Raw genomic sequence first — 20973 nt, forward strand, 5'->3', positions numbered from 1 at the left:
TCAGGACCCTGTGGGATTTACCGGAATTTCTATGATTATACTGTTCTCTAGATAGGGGATGCTGGTAAAAGATATTATAGCCTGTCCTCCGTAACAGGTCTGGAGCCGTTTGTAAATGTTATGAAGGCCAAAATGGTTTTTTGATTCAGGGCTTTCCGCTCTCATGAGGGCGGAGGCCTTTTTTATATCGATTCCTTTTCCGTTGTCTGAAACCTGGATCCGTATTCTGCCGTTTCCGGCAGAGGTGACGGATATGATTATCTGAGGGGGCACAGGTTCAAATCCTGTTACCATGCCTGAAAACCCATGTTTGATACAGTTTTCTGCCAGAGGCTGCAAAAGGACCTTCATGACCAGCAAGTCTTTTAAGGACGGATCAACGTCGGCCTTGAACTGGATGCCGGAGGCAGAGTGCCGGTTCATGATTTCCATATACAGAGTCACGTGTTCCACTTCCTTTTCCACGGAGACAAAGGTCTTTCCCACATTCAGCGTAGTCCGAAGGTACCGCCCAAGGCTTTCGAGCATTTCTCCGGCCGTCTGTCCGTGTCCGTTCAATACCTGAAAGTGTATGCATTCCAGAGTATTGTATAAAAAATGGGGATTTATCTGTTCGGACATCATCTGGATTTCAGCTCTGGCCTTTTTCCTTTCTTCTTCTTTGATCTGTTCCAGCTGCAGCTGAATGGTGTCATACATCCGGTTTAACTGAATGCCCAAAAGGCTGATTTCATCGGTGTGGGGAAATTCTGTCCGTTTCTGATAGGTGCTGTCATTGATTTTTTCTATGATTTTACTCAGAGTCTTTAAGTTTCTGGTCAGCAGATTGGAGAGAGCCAGAGAAAGAAGGACCGAAGCCAGAAAGCAGGCGAACCACACCAGTATGAAAAAGGAACGAAGCTCCTTTGTATCTCCCAATAACGCCGATTTTCTGGTTACATGAACGACCTTTAAATTACAGAAGGAAACCGGCTCCATGGTAAGAAAGAGTTCCTCAGGGCCTTGCCGGACGGTTCCGGCTGCAGTACTTTCTTCTCTTGATATCCAGGTCTTTATTTCCGGCAGAAAGAAATCCGGGTATTGGTCCTTTGACAGATCCAGAGGGTTCCCGTTTTCATCGGCCAGATACATGCAATACGTATAGCGGTTTGACATTCGCTCAAAATAGGCCCGGATCTGTGCCGTATCGATGAGAAGAAGAAAACGTGCCTTGCGGCCGCCGGGCTGGTCCCGGTAGATCAGGCTGCTGGTGGTCAGATTGCTGGAAACCGGATAAGCGATGGGAATAACATCTCCCTGTCGGAAGGAAGAGCTGTGACGGGTGGGCAATACATTGATTTGGGGATAAGACCAGATATCCTCGGGAAACAGCTTGTCAAAGTAATTGGAAATCCCTAAGGAGGAAGGGCTGAATACGATCTTATCTTCTCCGCAGATCAGAACATTGCTTACCAGATCGTGGTTTTGCAAAAAGGGCTCTGTCAGTGACGTAATTTCGGAAAAGTACTTTGCATAACCTGTAAAATTCCGGTTGTTGATATCGGATATCATCTGGGGAAATGGTTCGTTGACCAGAAGATGGTTCGTGGCGGTGGAAAGAGAATTGAACTGGGAGGAGAGAGAAGCTCCAGCCATGTGGACAGAGCTTTCCGCTTTTTTCAGTACTTCGCTGGTATTCCGCCTGTAAAAGTAGGTATAGGAAAGCTGGCTGATAAGTATGAGTGCTGCAAAAGTAATGAATATCATTCCAATCAGCAGTTGGTAGCGGACTTTTAAGTTGGAGAACCATTTGATCATTGGAAGCTCCTTTCTTCGCTGTTGTACTGTTTTTGAAAATCCGTAGGGGTAAGGCCGGTTCTGGCTTTAAATGCCCGGCTGAAAGAACGGTAATCCTCATAGCCCAGAAGTACAGACACCTCTCCCGGCGTGTGTTCTGCGAATTTCAGCTGCTCCTGGGCATAGTTGATTTTTAGATCCAGGGTATAATCCCGGAAATTCAGCTGGGTCTTATTTTTAAAATAAGTGCTGAAGTAACTTTTGCTTAAACCAAGATAGCTGCATACATCCTCTGTTCTTGGATTTTTTAATAAATTTTTATTGATATAATCAATGGCTTTTTCAATGAGGGGATCGCTTTTTACCGCCCGGCTTACGGACAGCTCCTCTGCAAACACCCATAGGATTTTACACATAAAGCTGCGGATTTCTTCCAGAGAGTTCAGGCTCTGTAAGGTAGCATAGGAATTTCCAATATAGCTTTTTGGAACTCCCTCCAGATACCTGGATAACTGGCTTTGAAGGGTGATCACCAGATAATTACACATGCTGTAAATATAAGAAGGCGGAGGAGCCGTTGTCAGGAGCCTGTCGAAGTAAGTGTGAAACTGGTTTTGGATTTCTTCCGGTTTGTTTTTAAGTACTGCCTCTAACATCTCATTTCCCGGCATGATGATGGGAGGCTGCTCCCCATTTAATACGCTTGCTTCCAGCACCGGACCTGCTTCCGGATAGATGTGCCAGGTAATGACCTGCCTTGCGTCCTTAAAAGAAGCAGGAATGCTTAAAAGGGATAGAACGGGTCTGCCTATGGCGGCTGCCATTAAGACGGTTTGGCTTCCGGCGGATTTCAGGTGTCCGGCAAGTATTTCCTTTAGTGTGCTGCCGTCCGGGGAAGCAAAGGGAAGGTTTACAATAAGAAGGAGACCGGCAGGGGGATATTCCGATACAAGGACATTAGAGTCTTTGAAAGACTGTTCCAAAGACTCCTTTAGGGGGGCAAGGGCCAGATTGGAGTCTGCTTTATCCTCCGCATTTGATGTGGGAGAAAATGCCTGTATCAATACGGTGCAGCTTTCCGTATCCCGTATGGGAAGGGAGTAATCCTTAATGACCTTATCAAGCTCGGGCCGGGTCAGTTCTCCCCGTAGAAGCTGCGGAATGAGATTGAATTTGCGGATGGAGATCTGGGCCGTTCTCAGCTTGTGAAGGGTGGAGAGCCGGTCACTGTGCATCCCCCGTCTGCTTAAGATGTCTTCCTTGAGATTGCAGATCAGTTCTGTTAAGTCCTTGATGGAAATGGGCTTTAGTAAATATTCCTTCACACCATACCTGATGGCTGTTCTCGCATATTCAAATTCATCGTAGCCGCTTAACAGGACGAACGAACAGTCAAACTGCTCCTTTTTCACCCGCCGGATCAGTTCAAGGCCGCTCATGCCCGGCATTTGGATATCTGTGATGACGATATCCGGTTCATAGTAGCGGATTTTATCCAATGCCTCGGCGCCGTTTGCTGCTGTGCCGATGACCGAGACAAAATAGTCTTCCCACGGAATGATGGAACGCAGACCGGAACGGATCTGTGCTTCATCGTCTACGATCAGCAGGGTTATGATTGCACATGGGTTCATATAAGCCTCCTTTGTAAATTTTGTTAGCGAAATAAACAAAATTATAGCATTGTGCACAATGAAAATCAAGTTCTGAGAGACTTATATAGGAACTTCCAAAGAAATGTGACAAAAACAGTAAAAAATGTGGTGTATATATTCGGTAAAATGCATTATTATGAACCTATGAAACTATGGAATCCATAAAAATATAGTGAGAGGGAGCAAGAACGATGAAAAGAACAAAAAAACTGGCTGCATTGGGGTTGGCCGGAATAATGGCAGTGTCTGCACTGGCAGGCTGTTCGTCCGGGAATTCTACTGAGAGTAAGGCCCCGGGAAGTGAGGCGCAAAAAGAAACATCTTCCGGGGATAAGGTAAAGATTACGGTTTGGACCGAGAACAGACATGATTTGGAGTACATGAATAAGATCGTAGATGAATTTAATAAGACCAATGACCACATTGAGATTGAATACGTGGTGCAGACCGAAAACTATGTGAATTTACTTACTATGGCAGCCAATTCCGGCCAGTCTCCGGATGTGTTTACCCAGGTCAATCCGGCAGATTTTAAGAATTTTGCAGATAGCGGCATTATAGAGCCTTTGAATGATTATCTGACCGATGAGTTTAAGAAAGTCAATGAAGCAGATAAGCATTTATACGAAGGCTACAATGTACAGGGAGATAAAATCTACTTTGTTCCGTGCGGAAAGCGGAGCGGTTCCAGAATCATCTACAACAAAGAGATCTTTGATAAATTAGGGCTTGAGGTTCCCAAAAAGCTCAGTGATCTTCCGAAAGTGGCAAAGACCATCACAGACGCAGGTGCCGGAGAGTTTTACGGCATTGCTTTTCCGGGAGCAAGCGGTCCCTTTGAACGCTGGCTGGAGCATTCTGCAGAAATGAGCGGCATCACACCTTACAATTACAGGGAAGGCAGATTTGACTTTACGGGATTTAAACCCTATCTGGAGACCGTCCGCCAGATGTTTACGGAAAACAGTGTATTCCCTGGTTCCTCTTCCATGAAAATCGACCCTGTCCGCGTACAGTTTTCAGAAGGCCATATAGGCATTCATGCAAATGCTTCCCAGGAAGCAACCGTTTTAACGGAACAGTTCCCTTCAAAGGTGGAATGGGGCGTTGCCCAGCTACCCACACTGGATGGAGAAATTAAGGGAAGCGAAGCCTGCTCTCCCAACAATGGCTGGATGATGAGCGCATTTACCGGGCATCCAAAGGAAGCGTGGGAAGTCATTGAATATTTTGGCTCTGAAACCGTTTTAAAAGGTTATCTGGAAGGCGGCTATACTCTGCCTCTGTCCAGTTACATGGCTGAAAAGATTGACAAGACCAAAACCGGAAGAATGGCGGATTTTGCCGGAGCAGACTATGAGGCAGTGCTTCCTGTGGCCCCGTCAGTGACACCGGAAGGAGAAAACTACCGGGATGCTCTATGGAACGCCTGCCTTCCCGAGGGCGGTTCCATTGACGAAACCATTGCAGCCTTAAATAAAACGTATAATGATGCGCTGGACAAGGAAGTAAAGATGGGGAAAACAAAACGTCTGGTCATCAAGGATTATGATCCCCTTAATCCCGGTGCCGGTACGGTAGAGTATCTGGACAAATAAGACTGGCACATGTAAGGAGTGAAGGAAATGAATACTGAAAAATCAATCGGACAGCGGCTGAAAAAAAGCTGGAATAACGGAGATATTCCCATGTGGCTCATGCTTTTTCCAACCATATTTTTTATTCTGGTCATGTCTGTTTATCCCTTTGCCTGGCTGATCCGGTATGTGTTTTATGACTATAACGGGTTTAAGGCATACTTTGTAGGACTTGCAAACTTTGAACGCATGTTTACGGATGCCGTGTATTGGAAAAGTGTTCTCCACACCTTTGAATATGCTTTTTTAAAGCTGTTGTTTGTCCTTCCCCTTTCTCTTATAACTGCGGTTCTTCTGCAGAGAAAAAGGTTTGGAAGCGGGCTTTTGCAGGGAATTTATTTTCTCCCTACGGTCATCAGCTCTGCGGTATACAGCCTGATCTGGTATTTTATTTTTGCCACCTATAACGGAGTATTGAACGGGTTTTTACAGGCGGCCGGAATCATTGATGCACCAATTGACTGGCTGGGAAGCGGAAAGACAGCCATGATCGCAGTTGTTATTGTTGCCGTATGGGGAGCTTTTGGTAATTATATGATCCTGTTGATTTCAGGGCTTACGGGAATCCCTTCGGATGTATATGAAAGCGCCCAGATCGATGGGGCAGGCGGAATCCAGACCTTCTTTAAGATCACCCTTCCCATGCTGGGCCCTGTGCTGAAAGTGGTCATTATGCTGGCAGTGACAACTGCATTTAAAGATTACCAGTCCATTCTGGTATTGACCGGCGGAGGACCAAACAACCGTACCCATGTTATGTTTTCCTATATTTTTCAAATGGTATTCGGCACTTCCCAGGCAGCAGCCCAGCTTCAGATCGGTTATGGCTCCGTACTCAGCATCATGTCGGCCGTCATCGTTGGTGCCGTTACCGTTATTTATTTGAAGTTCAGCAAAAAAATGGATGAGATATGGTAGAAAGGAGAAAAATGGCAAAGGAAAGAGCGGGTCACTCCGTAGAATCAAAAAAAACCAGGACGGTCAACGGAATCATTTTTCTGCTCCTTTTTATACTGGCAGTTCTTACGGTTTATCCGGTGGTATACATTGCATTCGGCTCCTTTAAAACCAACAGTGAGCTGGTAGGCGGCGGTTTAAAGCTGCTTCCAAGAACCTTTGTTCTGGACAATTATAAAAAGGCATGGGAGATTGCCAATTTCTCCAGATATACGGGAAACAGTCTGATCATCAGCTTTGGAGTCATGGCAATCTCGCTTTTTGTCAGCAGCATGGCAGGTTATGTATTTTCCAGAAAAGAATTCCGGTTAAAAAGCCTGATTTACAATGCAATGGTCATGTTTATGTTCATCAATGTGGGAAGTGCTGCGCTGCGCCCTTTGTTTGAACTGGCAGTAAAGCTGCATTTGAATCAATCGCTGCTCGCCATTATCCTGATCTCTGCAGGAAGCGGCCAGGCTACCTATGTATTTTTGATCCACGGGTTCATGAACAGCGTGCCAAAAGAATTGGATGAGGCGGCGAAAATGGATGGCTGCAGTTTCTTCTCCATCTACTTTAGAGTCATTCTTCCCGTGTTAAAGCCCGCTCTTGCAAGCGTGGCTCTCTTATCCTTCCGGGGAGGCTGGAATGAGTATATCCTGCCTCTCATTTTTACCATGACCAATGAGAAGCTCCGGCCTTTGACCGTAGGAGTGGTAGCACTCCAGAATGCAGGGGATGGAGCCGCCGCCTGGAACATCCTGTTTGCAGGTTCCGCCATTGCGATCGTTCCCATTGTGCTTGTTTATATAGCTGCAAGCAGACAGTTCATGGGCGGAATGACAGCCGGTGCAGTAAAGGGCTGAAAAAGAAAAGGAAAAGAGGAATTTACATATGGATTTAGTACTGAATGAATACGGTTTCATTACTGATTATCTGGTAAGCGGATGTAAGGAGACCCCATACTTAAGTTCGATAACGGGAAAGGATCAGCTGGCCTGTGAAAAACTTATGAGGATGGAAGCGGTAGACCATGAGTTTCAATTGCCGGAAGAGGACATCCGGTTAGGTGCTCTCAGCTCTCTTGATATGCCATGGGAATATTATTATACATACGGAAGCTGGTTTGTGGACCGGTCGGATTTTTATCCGCTTCTGAAAAAGATCGAACTTCATGCGGCGGTCCTCTTAAATGTGCCCGGGGATTTACAGGCAGAAGCCTGGCTGTGGAGCTACGGTGCCGTAGATGTGTGGGTCAATCATCTTCCGGCAGGAGGAATCAAAAGCCCGGTCTATAAGCCCATTTCCAGAGAGGTCCTTTCTCTTGATTTAAAAAAGGGAGATAATCTTGTTTTTGTAAGGCTCCAGAATCTGGGAGTCAGGGACACAAGGACCTTATTTGCAATACAGATACCTGGAGAAGAACAAAACAGCATCAAAGTCAGGCTGCCTCATATGGAGTCAGCAGGTGAACTGGCAGCCGCAGGGCAGTGGCTTTCCGGGATCCGCTTAAAGGAAGGCAGACTTCTATTCCCTTCAAAGGCCCCGGAAGGCAGTGGCATCGTGTATGATTCCAGACCGTTGGATTTTGCTCTTTATAAAGACCGTTATACTTATAACGATGTTTCGGGACAGAAGGAGGTAATACTTGAACGTAAACAGCCATTTTTCCGGGCACAGGTTAAGACAAAAGGCCAGGTATTGTCCAGAAGCTTTGAACGTCAGGAGCTGATACAGCCGGTCTGGAGTGGGGAAATGGGGACAGAGGAGAATAAGCAGCGGGTCTATGAAAGAATCGCTTCTGTGCTGCAGATTCCCAGAGGGGATGGTGACAGCTTTTCCATGTATCCCATCCTTGCGCGCCGTTATTCCGGTAACGTTCATCCGGATGATGAAAAAGAGATTTACAGGTCTCTGGACCAGATCGAAAGCCGGAGGGACTGCTCTGATTTTCTCACCTGCGCAATGGTTCGCTATATGAAGTTATATCCCATGAATGAGGCTTTGGCAGCCCGTCTAAAGGAAGTAATGTTAAATTACAGGTACTGGATGGATGAAGCGGGAAATGACGGCATGTGTTTCTGGAGTGAAAACCATTCCCTTATGTTCTTTGTCAGCGCTTATATTGCAGGAGGATTTTATCCGGAGGATGTGTTCACCCGTTCCGGAAAGACCGGAAAAGAGATGGAGAAAACGGCCAGAGTCCGAATCTATGACTGGTTAAAGGAGACACTTAACGAAGGCTTTGACGAGTTTCACAGCGGCGGATATACACCCATTACCTTTTCGGCCATATTGAATGTGGTTGATTTTGGAGATGAGGAGCTCTCTGCTTTGGCTGTTAAAGCGGCAGACCGGCTGCTCCATGACCTGGCGCTCCAGACCTTTCAGGGAGTATCCGTGGCTCCTATGGGACGAGTATACCGTGAAGTCCTTTATCCCTTTGCCCAGGATATCCAGTGCCTCATCAATCTGATTGATCCCAAAGCTCCGGACCGGTTCAGTGAATGGGTCATCGTTCTTGCAACAAGCAGCTATCAGATTCCAAAAGGTCTTAAAGCTCTTATGGATGAGCCGGCTTCTCTTTTCTATGACGAAAGCAATGCATGCATCTGCGTGGAAAAGACCAAAGATTATATGCTGACGTCCGTTCAGTCCAAAGGGGATGGAAAGCCGAGAAGCTGGGAAAACATCTATGGGAAAGAAGGGGCTGATATGGGCAGCTTTGCGTACGTGAAATCGCTGAATGAGTGTTTTCATGGAACGACCCAGTTTGAACCTGGAGTATTCGGTTATCAGCAGCATATGTGGTATGCAGCCTTAAGTCCGGCGGCAGTGGTATTTGTAAACCATCCGGGAGGAAGCTGTGAGGCCTGTTCCGTAAGACCGGGATACTGGTATGGGAATGGAATCATGCCTGCCTTAAAACAGGTGGGCCGTGTGCTTTATGGTATTTACCGGATTCCGCTCAGTCATCCGATTCCATTTACCCATGTTTACTGGCCTCAGAGCAGATTTGAGGAGCAGAAGATGGAAGACGGGTGGCTGGCCGGAAAGGCGGGAAACGGATATGTGGCAATCTGGTGCAGCAATGAATTAAAGCCTTATGAGGATCAGCTTTTTGATTGCGAATACCGGTCTGACAGCCGGGACAGTGCTTATGTCTGTGTCTGCGGCAGCAAAGAAGAGTTTCATAGTCTTGACGGCTTTTTAAATAGCTGCAGGAAGATGAACCCGGTGTATGATAAGACACGTTCAGAGCTTCAGTGTAACGGCCATAGTCTGATCTATGAAAAGCATGAAAATCCCACTCAGTATGTATAAAGATTACGGAAAAGAAATCACGGGTTTTCCTTGTGTTTGGATTTGGCACATATTGTAAAAGGGAAAATTTTATGGTATGCTAAAGAAGCTGGCAGTTTCAATGATGCGGAGCGAAGGCGATGAAGTGGCTGCGTCATGAAAAGACCGTACCCTTCATGGTTTATGGAAAGCAAAGATAAAAAAAGAGTGGAAAAAGCTCACAGGCCACATGGTTTGTGGGCTTTTTTTGAGAAGTCCTGCCTGTACCTGGATTCAGTCAGTGCTTTAAGCTCACAGATAGGAGAAACCGTAATATGAATAAGAAAGAAGCCAATGAATTAAAGAAACTTTTCACCCCTGCCAATTGTGCCATCAGCAGGATCTGCGGATGCTATGTGGATGCAGAAAAAAACAAGCGGACGGAATTAAAGGAAGCCTTTTTGTCCCTTCCGGAAGAGGAAGCGTTTAAATATTTTACCATTTTCAGAAGCGTATTATCCGGCTCCATCGGAAAAAATATGGTGAACATGGAATTCCCTCTTCATACGGAAGAAGAGGGCGGAACCCAGAATTTTTTATTAAAACTTCGGGACAGCCAGTTAAAGGATGATGGGCTTATCGAAGAGTTTTATGACAAAGTGATCGCAAGCTATGATTACGGCGAGAATTATTACATAATCCTCATTCACTGTGCTTACGATATTCCGGCAAAATCCTCGGACGGTCTGGAAATGTACGATGCTTCTGATTATGTATATGAATTCATTCAGTGTGCCATCTGTCCGGTAAAATTATCAAAAGCAGGCCTTTGCTATAATTCAGAATCAAATGCAATAGAAAACAGGAGCCGGGACTGGCTTGTGGAAGCTCCGGATACCGGCTTTTTGTTCCCTGCATTTACTGACCGGAATACGGATATCCATGGTCTTCTTTATTATGTAAAGAACCCTGAGCAGATGCCGGAACGTCTGATTGATGAACTGCTGGGCTGTGTGATCCCCATGACTGCAAAGGATCAGAAGGAGACTTTTCAGGCCATTGTAGAGGAAACTCTTGGAGAAAACTGTGATTTTGAAACGGTAAAGAACATTCATGAAAGTTTAAATGAGATATTGGAAGAGACAAAGGATGAACCGGCACCGTTTACTCTTGACAAATATCAGATGAAAAAACTGCTGGAAACTAACGGCGCCAGCCAGGAAAAGCTGGAGGAATTTGACAAGCGCTTTGAAGAAGGCCCGGAAGGAAAAAGTACCAGCTTTATGGCTGCCAATGTGGTCAATACCAGAAGCTTTGAGATTAAGACAGCCGATGTGAGCATAAAGGTTGCCCCGGACAAGACCCATCTGGTGGAGAACCGGATGATCGACGGAAGGCCATGCATTGTAATCGGAATCAGCGAACATGTGGAGATCAACGGAATCACTGTAAGGCCCATTGCAGCAGAAAAGGCTGCCGGGGGAATGGAACTGGAGGAGCTGGAATAACCGGCTACCTTTTCCGGACAAGGCGGGCCAGGGCCTGAAAGAGGCTTTGTACGCAGTAGACCACTGTCTGGTCAAAGAAGAATGCAGCAGGAGCTGAAAAAATGAGAACCAGTCCAAAGGTCAGGACCGGATTCTGAGTAACTGCAAGCCGTTCCCGGACAAAGTAAAGCACAGCCCAGTGGACCAGCAGAACAGAGTAGCTGTACCGGATTAGAAATCCCATGACCCTGCCTGGTACCGGGAGCCGGGCTTCTGCTAAACGCAGCAGAAGGAATATGGAACCTGCCAGAAGAATCATCATGGGAGCGCCGTCTGCTAATAAAATGGCCTTGTAGTCCTCTCGATAGATGACGCAAAGGACCGTACCGATCAAAGATACTCCCCCAAGGCCCAAAAACAGACGTCTGCGGGAAAAAGAAGCCGGATGGGCAAAGTAATACCCAAGCAAAAACACTCCTTCCCATGGACTGATCATAAGCTGGACATTGACCGGCAGGCCGGCTGCAGGCAGATAGACCGCAAGGCACCTGAAAATCAGGATCAGGGCCGCCAGTCCGTGAAGCAGAGCATCGGGTAAATGCTTTAAGAGTATGGAAAAAAACGGCGCCAGAATATAAAGGGACAGGATTACGTAAATGACCCACAAGTGGGGCGCCCAGTCAATAGGACCTGCCAGCATGTCCTTTCCTGCTCTTATGATCCCGTTTAAGAATCCGGAAGTAAAGTACTGAGAGGATAAAAGGATGTAAATGCCATAGTAACAGAAAAAGGGGATGGCCACCTGGATAAAGCGTTTATAATAAAAGCTTGCCAGAGGGCCTTCCTTCCGGTTTAATATCAGCGCTCCGCTGTTCATGATAAACAGGGTATTGCAGACAAATAAAATGGCAATCAGAGATTGTACAGCGACCCAGGTGCCCCGGTTTTTTAAAAGACTTAAGGACGAAGAATCCAGGCAATGGACCAGTATGACAAAAACAGTGGCAATCAGGCGTATGTAATCCAGGTAGAGAATCCGGTTTTTACTCTCTGCTTTCCCCGGAAACAGGTTTTTAAAATGATTTCTGTCCTTTCTCCCTGCATTTCCATGGAGAAAAAGAGATATGAGGATAAAAGCCAGAAACATCAGCTGTAATTTTCCCATGTTCTTTTGTTCCTTTCCGTTCTGTATCAATCAGTTCTCCCCATTATAGCACAGGAGCGGCCATGGAACAAATCAAAACGCTTTGCGCATCCTTTTATGCTATGCTATACTTTAAGAAAAACGAAGAGGAAATAACAGTGGCAGACAGAACATTTGGCTGGGTACAGGAGGCCTATATCCTGAGAAATTTAAAGAATGTGGTATCCGTATTTGTGCCGGAATCACCGGTGAACCGGATTCTTCGTACGGATAAGATCCCCAGGCTTATAGCAGAAAAAGATGGAAGAGATATTTTTATAAAAGAGCTGGAAGAAGAAAACATCCGCATTCCTTATACCCATCTGAAGGGAAAAGGAACGCCCGCAGGCTTTACAAGAAGCAATGCGCCCTGCTCCGGCATTATCCAGGCGGTGCTTCCGGGCCAGCGGAAAGAATACCAGAGTGACTGGCCGGCGGATTCTTTTCTCCGGTGGGCGGTCAGCGTGGGATTTCTTGATTATGACAGGGGGGAAGATGTCTGCTCTCTCTCAGAGCTTGGCCGTCAGTATGCAGATGCGAAAGAAGGAAGTGAAGAGGAGGCAAACGTGCTTATGACAGCATTTTTATCTTATCCTCCGGTTTGCAGAGTTCTGTCTTTGCTTGCAGAAGAAGAACACTTAACAAAGTTTGAGATCGGAGCAAGGCTTGGATTTCTCGGAGAGGCTGGCTTCACCTCCATTCCCCAATATATGATCTTAGAAGGGCTTTTGGAGGCAAAGACAAAGGAAGAGAGAACCAAACTTTTGCAGGATACGGAGGGGACCAGTGATAAGTACGTGCGCACCATCTGCAGCTGGCTGATCCAGATGGGTTTTATCAGTAAGGTTCCAAAGGAAGTGACAGGCCGTAGAGGAAACCGGGTATCTTCTGCAGTCATTCCCCAGTCTTATAAACTTACATTAAAGGGACGGACCGTATTAAAACACACCACCGGAGTTTCCAGATTTGCCAGAATTCCCAAAAGGGTGATGTGGGACATGCTGGCAACCAAGGCGGCGGACCGGGAGTATTTAAGAAACCGGAGAACCCATATCATCAAATATTTAGAGGGCGGTTACCGTTCTCCTTTGCAGATACAGGAATATTTAAACAGCAGGGGAATAAAGGAAGAGACAGAAACCATTCTCGATGACCTCCAAAGCTTTGTAAGGATTGGGCTGCAGGTGAAAAAAAACGGGGACACCTACCGGGTGATGGATGAGATTAAGGGGCTTAAGCTGCCCGATGAAGGCCGGTCCGGCATACCGGTAAAGTCAGAGGTATCTGTGTATAAGGATTATTTAAGGACCCATATGACCCATGTAGATCATAAATATCTGATTCTTGTGGATCTGGGCTTTGACGGCAGCTCTGACCGGGATTATGAGATTAAGACCGCAGAGCTTCTGACCTCGGAGCTTATGTTTAAAGGGGCCAGGCTTGGGGATACCAGAAAGCCAGATGTGTGCGTGTATTACGGCGACCACGGGCTGATCATCGATAATAAAGCGTATGGGAAAGGATATTCTCTTCCCATAAAACAGGCAGACGAGATGTACCGTTACATCGAAGAGAATAAAGAGCGAAAGGATTTGCTTAATCCTAACCGGTGGTGGAAAATCTTTGATGAATCTGTGACGCGCTTTTCCTTTGCATTTATTTCCGGCTCCTTTACAGGAGGATTCAAGGACCGGATAAACCTTATATCTGCCCGGTCGGGAATTCATGGAGCTGCAATCAATTCCGTAAACCTTCTTCTGCTGGCGGAGGAGTTAAAAGCAGGAAGACTTGGCTATGAGGAATGCTTCCGGCTTTTTGAAAGCAACGGTGAAATTTCGTTTCCGTTTTCGCTTCCCTCGGGAGATTTTTGCTGAAAATCGTGTACTTATTAAGAAACATTGAAAAATCGCTTGCATTCTTCCGATTACATCATTATATTTTAAAATGTTTATAAAAATTTTATAATATACAAAGGATCAGGAAAAATGAAAGATATGGTACCCCAGTTTTTTTTATCAATGAAGCATTACACCAAAGAGCAGTTTGTTAAGGATTTTATATCCGGTATCATTGTAGCAATCATTGCCCTTCCTCTTTCCATCGCCCTTGCTCTGGCCTCCGGTGTGACTCCGGAACAAGGACTCTACACTGCCATTGTGGCAGGCTTTGTGATATCTCTTTTGGGCGGAAGTAAGGTACAGATCGCAGGTCCCACAGCAGCGTTTGCTTCCATTGTGGCAGGAATTGTCATAAAGAATGGCATGGATGGCCTGGCCCTGGCCACCATCATGGCAGGAATCATTCTGATTCTTATGGGACTTTTGCGCCTTGGAAGTCTTATCCGTTTTATTCCTTACACCATTACCACAGGATTTACCACAGGGATTGCAGTCACCATTTTCATCGGGCAGATCAAGGACTTTCTCGGTCTGACCTTTCAGGAGGCACCTGTGGAGACTATGGAAAAGTTAAAACAGGTCATACTCTGTTTTAATACCTTAAATCCCATGACATTGGTGACCGGTCTTGCGGCTCTTATGATTTTAATTGTCTGGCCCAAATTTTTCAAGAAAATTCCGCCGTCGTTGATTGCCGTCATTGTAACGGCACTGGCAGTCCGGCTGTTTAAGCTTCCGGTCAATACCATCGGAGATCTGTATACCATTTCTTCCGATCTGCCGTCGTTTCACCTGCCTGAATTTTCCTTTGCCATGGCGATGAAGGTCCTGCCGGATGCGGCTACCATTGCGGTGCTGGCGGCGGTGGAATCTCTGCTTTCCTGTGTGGTGGCAGACGGAATGGCAGGCAGCAGACATAATTCCAACATGGAACTGGTCGCTCAGGGAGTAGGTAACACCTGTTCTGCCTTGTTTGGCGGAATTCCGGCTACCGGAGCCATTGCCCGGACCGCAGCCAATATAAAAAACGGCGGACGGACGCCGGTATCAGGCATGGTCCATGCAGGACTTTTGCTGTTGATACTCATTCTCCTTATGCCTTATGCCGCGCTGATTCCCATGCCTGCAATTGCGGCTATCCTCTTTATGGTGGCTTATAATATGAGCGAATGGAGAGAATTTGTTTCCATTGTAAAAACAGCACCAAAGAGCGACTGGTTTGTGCTTCTTGTTACCTTTGGGTTAACGGTGGCATTTGATCTTGTTGTGGCCATCGGAATAGGCCTGGTATTTGCTTCCATGCTGTTTATGAAACGGATGGCAGATGTGGCAGATGTCAGTGGATGGAGATATCTGGAAGACCAGAAAGAGACCCAGGATAAGGACCCGATCGATCTAAAGCCGGTGCCAGGGCATGTATCCGTATTTGAAGTCAACGGCCCCATGTTCTTTGGTGCCGCAGATAAAATATCAAAAGTGGTTTTGGAAGAAGGCAAGAGAGTGCTGATTCTTCGTATGCGCAGCGTTCCGGCAATGGATGCCACTGCCTTAAAGAGTCTGCAAAAGCTCCACCAGAATCTAAAAAAGAAAAATGTGATTATGGTTTTATCCCATGTCAATGAACAGCCTATGTCTATTATGGAAAAGGCAGGCTTTACAGATGTCATTGGCAAAGAGAATATTGCGGGATGCATTGATGACGCTTTGCTTCGTGCGGCAGGGCTATAATCTACATAATTGAGAAAAATGGCTGCTGCAAAATCTGCAACAGCCATTTTTCTCGTGGTACAATATTCGCCTTTTTGTGATAAAACGGGCCGGGCAGACACGGATAATAATTTTATTCTATAATGGGTTATTGGAGCAGATGATTTTAACCAATCATCTGCTCCAATAATTTTGTACAAGTTTTATAAAGTATTCTATAGGCTTTGAAATATAATGATCTTTGTGATATGTAATTGTCATTTCCCATTGAGGTCTATCAGGAAGGAGAAAATATGCCACATCTTCCTGTTCCTTTGCGTGGGTTTCGGGAATGAGCGTGCATCCCATGTTAGTTTTTACCATTGTATAAAGCGTTCGGTTATTGGCTGTTTCAAAAAGAATTTTTGGAACAAAGCCTGCTTTGTGGAATAGAGGGTCTATGACTCTGCGCAGAGTAGAGTCTTTGGACATCAGGATAAAAGCATCGTCTTTAAAAAGAGAAAGATCAATGGTTGCATAGGCCTCATACGGCGGGTTTGCATATGCTGCAAGGGGATGGGACCGGGGGATGCCAAGAAGGATATTTTCATATCCGACATGGACAAATTCAATGTTAGGGACTTTGTCTTCCTCAGACACAGTGGAAAATCCCAGATCCAGATAATCCTTGGATAACATGGCCAGCTGTTTTTTTACATTGATTTCAGAAGGCTCGATGGTGATTCCAGGGAACATGGTGTGAAAATCTGAGTAGATATTTAAAAACATGGTAGTCCCCCGCTCCGGTGCCAGGCCGATACGCAGGGTTCCTGAATGATTGCCTGCAATGTCATAGATTCTACTATAAGCCTCTTTCTTTAGCTGTAATATTTTTCTGCCGCATTCTACGTAGATGCTGCCGGCTTCTGTCAACCGCAGGTCATATTTGTTGCGGTGAAACAGAGGCTGCCCCAGTTCTTTTTCCAGCTTTAAGAGTTGTTGATTCAGACCGGACTGAGAAATGTATAACTGTTCCGCAGCCCGTGTAATACTGTGCTCATCTGCTATTTTTATAATATATTCTATTTGACGCAAATCCATATGTAAGCCCCTTTTCATTTTATACTAAGTTTTACTTAGTCAAATAATAAATTTAAGTAATTAGACTTATATCTATCTATTATGTACAATAAAAATGATAAAAAATCAAGTCTAATATTGAAAATGACGAAAGAAAAATGAAAATCATCAGGAGGTAAATTATGTCAGTGATTACAAAAATGGAAGTTTATCCGGTTGCAGGGAGAGATTGCATGGAATTAAATTTAAGCGGAGCCCATGCCCCCTTCTTTACCCGAAATGTAGTTATTTTGCATGGGGATAACGGAGATATGGGAGTAGGAGAAGTTCCCGGAGGAGAAAAGATTACAAAGGCATTGCTGGAATGCATTCCTATGGTAGAGGGAACAAGAGTTGCCGAATATAAAAACACACTTTTAAAGATAAAGCAATTTCTGGATTCCAAAGGAGAGGAAGATGTGAGAGGGGCACAGACCTTTGACCAGCGTACCGGAGTCCATGTTCTGACGGCAATTGAAGCTCCCTGTCTGGATTTATTGGGGAAGCTGTTAGACGTTCCGGTCTGTGCTTTGCTGGGAGATGGGAAGCAGAGGGATAAGGTCCGGATGCTGGGATATTTGTTTTTTGTGGGAGATCCGGATAAAACAGACCTGCCTTATGAAAGAGAAAAAGATTCCAAATGCGATTGGTACCGGATCCGGCATGAAGAAAATATGACGGCAGAAAAAATTGTTGCCATGGCAAAGGCAGTAAAGGATAAGTATGGATTTCAAGATTTTAAGTTGAAAGGAGGCGTTTTAGAGGGAAAGGAGGAAATGAAGGTGGTCAGGGAACTGAAAAAAGCATTTCCTGATGCCCGCATCGATCTGGACCCAAACGGCGGCTGGAAGCTTGAGGAAGCAGTGGAATATGTAAAAGGAATGCAGGGGATTTTGACTTATTGCGAAGATCCCTGCGGAAGAGAAGGGGTTTATTCCGGCAGGGAAATTATGAGTGAGTTCCGGAGAAGAACAGGATTTCCGACAGCTACAAATATGATTGCAACGGACTGGAGAGAAGTTGGGCACGCCTTAGAGCTGCAGGCGGTTGATATTATTCTTGCAGACCCTCACTTCTGGACCATGAACGGTTCTGTCAGAATCGCACAGATGTGCCATGACTTTGGCTATACCTGGGGATCTCATTCCAATAACCATTTTGACATTTCCCTTGCCATGTGCGCTCAGGTCGGTGCCGCAGTGCCCGGAGAATACAATGCATTAGACACTCACTGGATATGGCAGGAAGGGCTGGAGAGGCTTACCAAAGAGCCGCTTCAGATCAAGGACGGCTGTGTTGAAGTGCCAAAGAAGCCTGGCTTGGGAATTGATGCGGATATGGAGCAGATATTAAAAGCCAATGAGCTGTATAAGAAGCATTGTCTGGGAGGAAGGGATGATTCCGTCGGAATGCAGTATTTGATTCCCGGCTGGAAATTTGATTCCAAAAAGCCATGTATGGTGCGTTAATGGGAAAATACAGGGGATAAACAGGTTAAGGAGGAGGTATTCTTATGAGTTTTACCGCAATTGTGGGTTTTGCAACAATGATATTAATTACAGTGCTTTTGTTAAAAAAGAAAGTGAGCCCAATGTTTGCGTTTACAGTCATTCCGATCGCAGCAGCATTTCTTATAGGGGCAAGTGTATCTGATGTGAGCGGCTATCTGGAAACCGGACTTAATAAAACAAAAGGATTGATGCTTATTATGTTCTTTTCTCTGCCGTATTTTTCAGTTATGTCAGATGCCGGGATGTTTAACCGGATCGTGGAGATATTGTTAAAGCACATCAAGCTCGGTGCAGTGACCATCTGTGTAATTACGGTTCTGGTAGCTCTGATCGCAGAGATAGACGGCAGTGTAACCGCCACATATCTGGTAACAATCCCCATGATGCTTCCGTTGTATAAGAAATTAAAGGTAGACCCCAGAGTATTGCTGTTCTTATGCTCTGCGTCCATGTGTGCGCTGTTTGTGACACCGTGGAATTCGAGAAACTTACGGGCTTCCACATTGCTTAACGGAATTGATGGTGCCAATAACTATATCTTTACAAAGATGTTTCCGCTGATGGTGCTATACATAATTTTTTGCATTATAACGGCTGTTGTCATGGCAAAAATACAGATCAAAAAGGGGGCTTTGGCTGTGAACGATGAAGCCTCCCAGGAAGTAAAGATGGAATATAAGGAACTGGCACGGCCAAAGCTGTTTTTGTTCAACCTGCTTCTGACTTTTGCAATTATTCTGGCTTTGGCTTTTGTACCCTGTGAAGATTACTTTGTATTCGCCATTGGACTGGTCATTGCCCTGACTGTTAATTATCCGGATTTAAAGTTACAGGAGGAACTGCTTAAATCGTATGGAAGACAGCTGTATTCCGTCGCATGTGCTGTATTTTTGGCCGGTGTAGTGGTCGGAGTTTTGTCAGAAAGCGGGATGATGGATGCTATGGTAAGTTTTTTGGTCAATATCATACCTTCTGCCCTTGGTCCCTGGCTGTATCTGATTGTTGCAGTGCTCAGTATGCCTTTGATGCTTATATTTACCAATGATATCTGGATATATACGTTTATTCCCATCGTAGCAGGCGTGGGAGCAAAATACGGCATTGCAAATGATGTAGTCGTGTTTACCCTGCTTATGAATATGGGAGCTATGGTTTCACCGGTGGCACAGCCACAGATTTATCTGGCCTGTGATCTGGCAGATGTAAAGCTGTCTGACTATGTAAAATTTTCATTTAAACCGTTGTGGATTCTCAATATTCTCTGGCTGGTATCAGGGCTTGCTCTTGGAATATTCAGATAAAAAATAAACGGCATGTATTATTGATGGAAGGAATAAAAATATGGAATATAAGAGATTTCAGAACACGGTAATTGTACGGATCGATCCAGGAGAAGAGATTCTTGAGCTTCTTTTAGATGTTGTAACGAAAGAAAAGATCAGACTGGCTGATGTAAGTGCACTGGGAGCAGTCAATGAATTTGTAGTAGGTGTTTTTGATACAAAGCAAAAGAAATATCACTCCAATTCATTCAAAGGAGACTTTGAAATTGTATCTCTGACAGGAACTGTGACAGAGATGGATGGAAAAAGCTATTTCCATCTGCACATGAGTGCAGGCGACAGAAGCGGAAAGGTATTCGGCGGACATTTAAACCGTGCAATGGTGAGTGCGACCTGTGAAATGGTGATTCATATTATAGACGGTACCGTTGGAAGAACGTTTAGTGAAAGCGTTGGCCTTAATCTGTTTGATTTTCATTGATCTCACAGAACCATGCGGCAGCCAGCAATAAAAACGGCCATTCCCTCTTTCGGGAATGGCCATTTTTATGGTTTTCATTGTTGTAACAGACCAGTCGTTACTGCTCAGATACGAGCTGGTCAAGGGATTTGAACTGGTATCCCATTTCCTCCCATTTTGTCAGCAGTTCATCAAGAATCTGGGCATTGGTACTGGAAGTGCTGTGAAGCAAAACAATAGCGCCCGGATGAATCCTTCCCAGCAGCTTTTTAAAGGCCTCTTCCCTGGACGGCTGTTTATCCTGATACCAGTCCACATAAGCCAGGCTCCAGAAAAAGGTTTTGTATCCCATATCTTTTGCCATCTGAAGATTGGTCTCACTGTATTTACCCTGAGGCGGGCGGTAATATTTCTTCATGGGCTGTCCGGTGGTTTTTTCATAAAGACTTTCTAAATCCTTCAGCTCTTTTTCAAAGGCTTCCTTTGTTGCCATCTTTGACATATCCGGATGATGGTAGGTATGGTTCCCAACGGTATGGCCTTCATCAAGCATCCGTTTTACCAGCTCCGGAGCCGTTTCTATGTAATTTCCTACCACAAAAAAGGTAGCCGGTGCATGATGTTTTTTTAAAGCATCCAAAATAGCAGGGGTGTTGCCGTTCTCATATCCGGCGTCAAAGGTGAGATAGAGAACCTTATCCGGGGTTTTCTGAGCGTAATAGGAGTCAAACTGCTTTAGATAATCCATTGTGGCATTGGCCACCGGAGGCTGCCCCTCCTGCTGGAAACTTAATCCCCAGTTCCCATCGGCCGCAGCAGTGACTGCCTTCTGATGTTCTGTAAACATAGCGCCCATCTGCCCTGCAAGGAATGCGCAGAGAAAGAGCAGGAATATTTTGGCTGATCGTTTGCCGGTTTCAGGCGAAACAGGAATTCGCCTGATCGTTTCCGCTATCTTTAGATTCTGCAAAAACTTCATATTGAATAAGCTCCGTTACGTACGTTTGTTTCAATATATGAAGGTTTAGCCTGTCACTATTCGGAGAGATTATTGTCC

General features: G+C 45.4%; 15 protein-coding genes. 10 read left to right on the plus strand and 5 right to left on the minus strand.

The window, feature by feature from the left end:
• Both ACLTWA_RS11445 and ACLTWA_RS11450 read right to left on the minus strand, forming a co-directional pair.
• The gene (locus ACLTWA_RS11445; protein ID WP_412327845.1) at window positions 1–1797 is read right to left on the minus strand and encodes a histidine kinase; all 1797 of its coding nucleotides are present in this window, start codon (window positions 1795–1797) and stop codon (window positions 1–3) included.
• Window positions 1794–3410 (minus strand): response regulator, encoded by a 1617-nt coding sequence (locus ACLTWA_RS11450; RefSeq protein WP_412327847.1) that lies wholly within the window; start codon window positions 3408–3410, stop codon window positions 1794–1796. Before ACLTWA_RS11450 ends, ACLTWA_RS11445 begins: the two co-directional genes overlap by 4 nt.
• 212 nt (window positions 3411–3622) lie before the next feature.
• Here ACLTWA_RS11450 and ACLTWA_RS11455 point away from each other — a divergent pair, with 212 nt between their 5' ends.
• From ACLTWA_RS11455 to ACLTWA_RS11475, 5 genes are all read left to right on the plus strand, one after another.
• Complete coding sequence (locus tag ACLTWA_RS11455) at window positions 3623–5029, plus strand: ABC transporter substrate-binding protein (protein WP_412327849.1); 1407 nt, start codon at window positions 3623–3625, stop codon at window positions 5027–5029.
• A 27-nt stretch (window positions 5030–5056) separates the two neighbouring features.
• Window positions 5057–5986, plus strand: coding sequence for a carbohydrate ABC transporter permease (locus tag ACLTWA_RS11460; protein ID WP_412327851.1), 930 nt, complete (start codon window positions 5057–5059; stop codon window positions 5984–5986).
• Window positions 5987–5997: 11 nt separating this feature from the next.
• Window positions 5998–6873 carry a carbohydrate ABC transporter permease gene (locus ACLTWA_RS11465; RefSeq protein WP_412327852.1) on the plus strand — a complete coding sequence of 292 codons (876 nt, stop codon included), beginning with the start codon at window positions 5998–6000 and terminating at the stop codon, window positions 6871–6873.
• Window positions 6874–6901: 28 nt separating this feature from the next.
• Window positions 6902–9331: a hypothetical protein gene (locus tag ACLTWA_RS11470; RefSeq protein ID WP_412327853.1), complete on the plus strand. Its 2430-nt coding sequence runs from the start codon at window positions 6902–6904 to the stop codon at window positions 9329–9331.
• 293 nt (window positions 9332–9624) lie between these two features.
• A complete protein-coding gene (locus tag ACLTWA_RS11475; RefSeq protein WP_412327855.1) occupies window positions 9625–10797 on the plus strand; it encodes a DUF4317 domain-containing protein in 1173 nt (390 codons plus the stop codon).
• 4 nt (window positions 10798–10801) lie between these two features.
• Here the strand turns inward: ACLTWA_RS11475 and ACLTWA_RS11480 are convergent, their stop codons facing one another.
• Window positions 10802–11971 carry an acyltransferase gene (locus ACLTWA_RS11480; RefSeq protein WP_412327857.1) on the minus strand — a complete coding sequence of 390 codons (1170 nt, stop codon included), beginning with the start codon at window positions 11969–11971 and terminating at the stop codon, window positions 10802–10804.
• A gap of 32 nt (window positions 11972–12003) precedes the next feature.
• Here ACLTWA_RS11480 and ACLTWA_RS11485 point away from each other — a divergent pair, with 32 nt between their 5' ends.
• Window positions 12004–13833: a restriction endonuclease FokI C-terminal domain-containing protein gene (locus ACLTWA_RS11485; protein WP_412327858.1), complete on the plus strand. Its 1830-nt coding sequence runs from the start codon at window positions 12004–12006 to the stop codon at window positions 13831–13833.
• Between the two features lie 111 nt (window positions 13834–13944).
• Window positions 13945–15585: a SulP family inorganic anion transporter gene (locus ACLTWA_RS11490; RefSeq protein WP_412327860.1), complete on the plus strand. Its 1641-nt coding sequence runs from the start codon at window positions 13945–13947 to the stop codon at window positions 15583–15585.
• 153 nt (window positions 15586–15738) lie between these two features.
• Here ACLTWA_RS11490 and ACLTWA_RS11495 read toward each other — a convergent pair whose 3' ends face one another.
• Window positions 15739–16644, minus strand: coding sequence for a LysR family transcriptional regulator (locus ACLTWA_RS11495; RefSeq protein ID WP_412327862.1), 906 nt, complete (start codon window positions 16642–16644; stop codon window positions 15739–15741).
• 161 nt (window positions 16645–16805) lie between these two features.
• Here ACLTWA_RS11495 and ACLTWA_RS11500 point away from each other — a divergent pair, with 161 nt between their 5' ends.
• The 3 genes from ACLTWA_RS11500 to ACLTWA_RS11510 are packed head-to-tail and all read left to right on the plus strand — an operon-like array spanning window position 16806 to window position 19937.
• Complete coding sequence (locus ACLTWA_RS11500; protein WP_412327863.1) at window positions 16806–18131, plus strand: enolase C-terminal domain-like protein; 1326 nt, start codon at window positions 16806–16808, stop codon at window positions 18129–18131.
• 44 nt (window positions 18132–18175) lie between these two features.
• Window positions 18176–19474 carry an SLC13 family permease gene (locus tag ACLTWA_RS11505; protein ID WP_412327865.1) on the plus strand — a complete coding sequence of 433 codons (1299 nt, stop codon included), beginning with the start codon at window positions 18176–18178 and terminating at the stop codon, window positions 19472–19474.
• 40 nt (window positions 19475–19514) lie between these two features.
• Window positions 19515–19937 carry a PPC domain-containing DNA-binding protein gene (locus ACLTWA_RS11510; RefSeq protein ID WP_412327866.1) on the plus strand — a complete coding sequence of 141 codons (423 nt, stop codon included), beginning with the start codon at window positions 19515–19517 and terminating at the stop codon, window positions 19935–19937.
• A 97-nt stretch (window positions 19938–20034) separates the two neighbouring features.
• Here ACLTWA_RS11510 and pdaA read toward each other — a convergent pair whose 3' ends face one another.
• Complete coding sequence (gene pdaA / locus ACLTWA_RS11515) at window positions 20035–20895, minus strand: delta-lactam-biosynthetic de-N-acetylase (RefSeq protein WP_412327867.1); 861 nt, start codon at window positions 20893–20895, stop codon at window positions 20035–20037.
• Window positions 20896–20973: the final 78 nt, after the last annotated feature.

Source organism: Lacrimispora sp., from assembly GCF_046972725.1.
In the GTDB taxonomy this organism is placed as follows: Bacteria; Bacillota; Clostridia; order Lachnospirales; family Lachnospiraceae; genus Lacrimispora.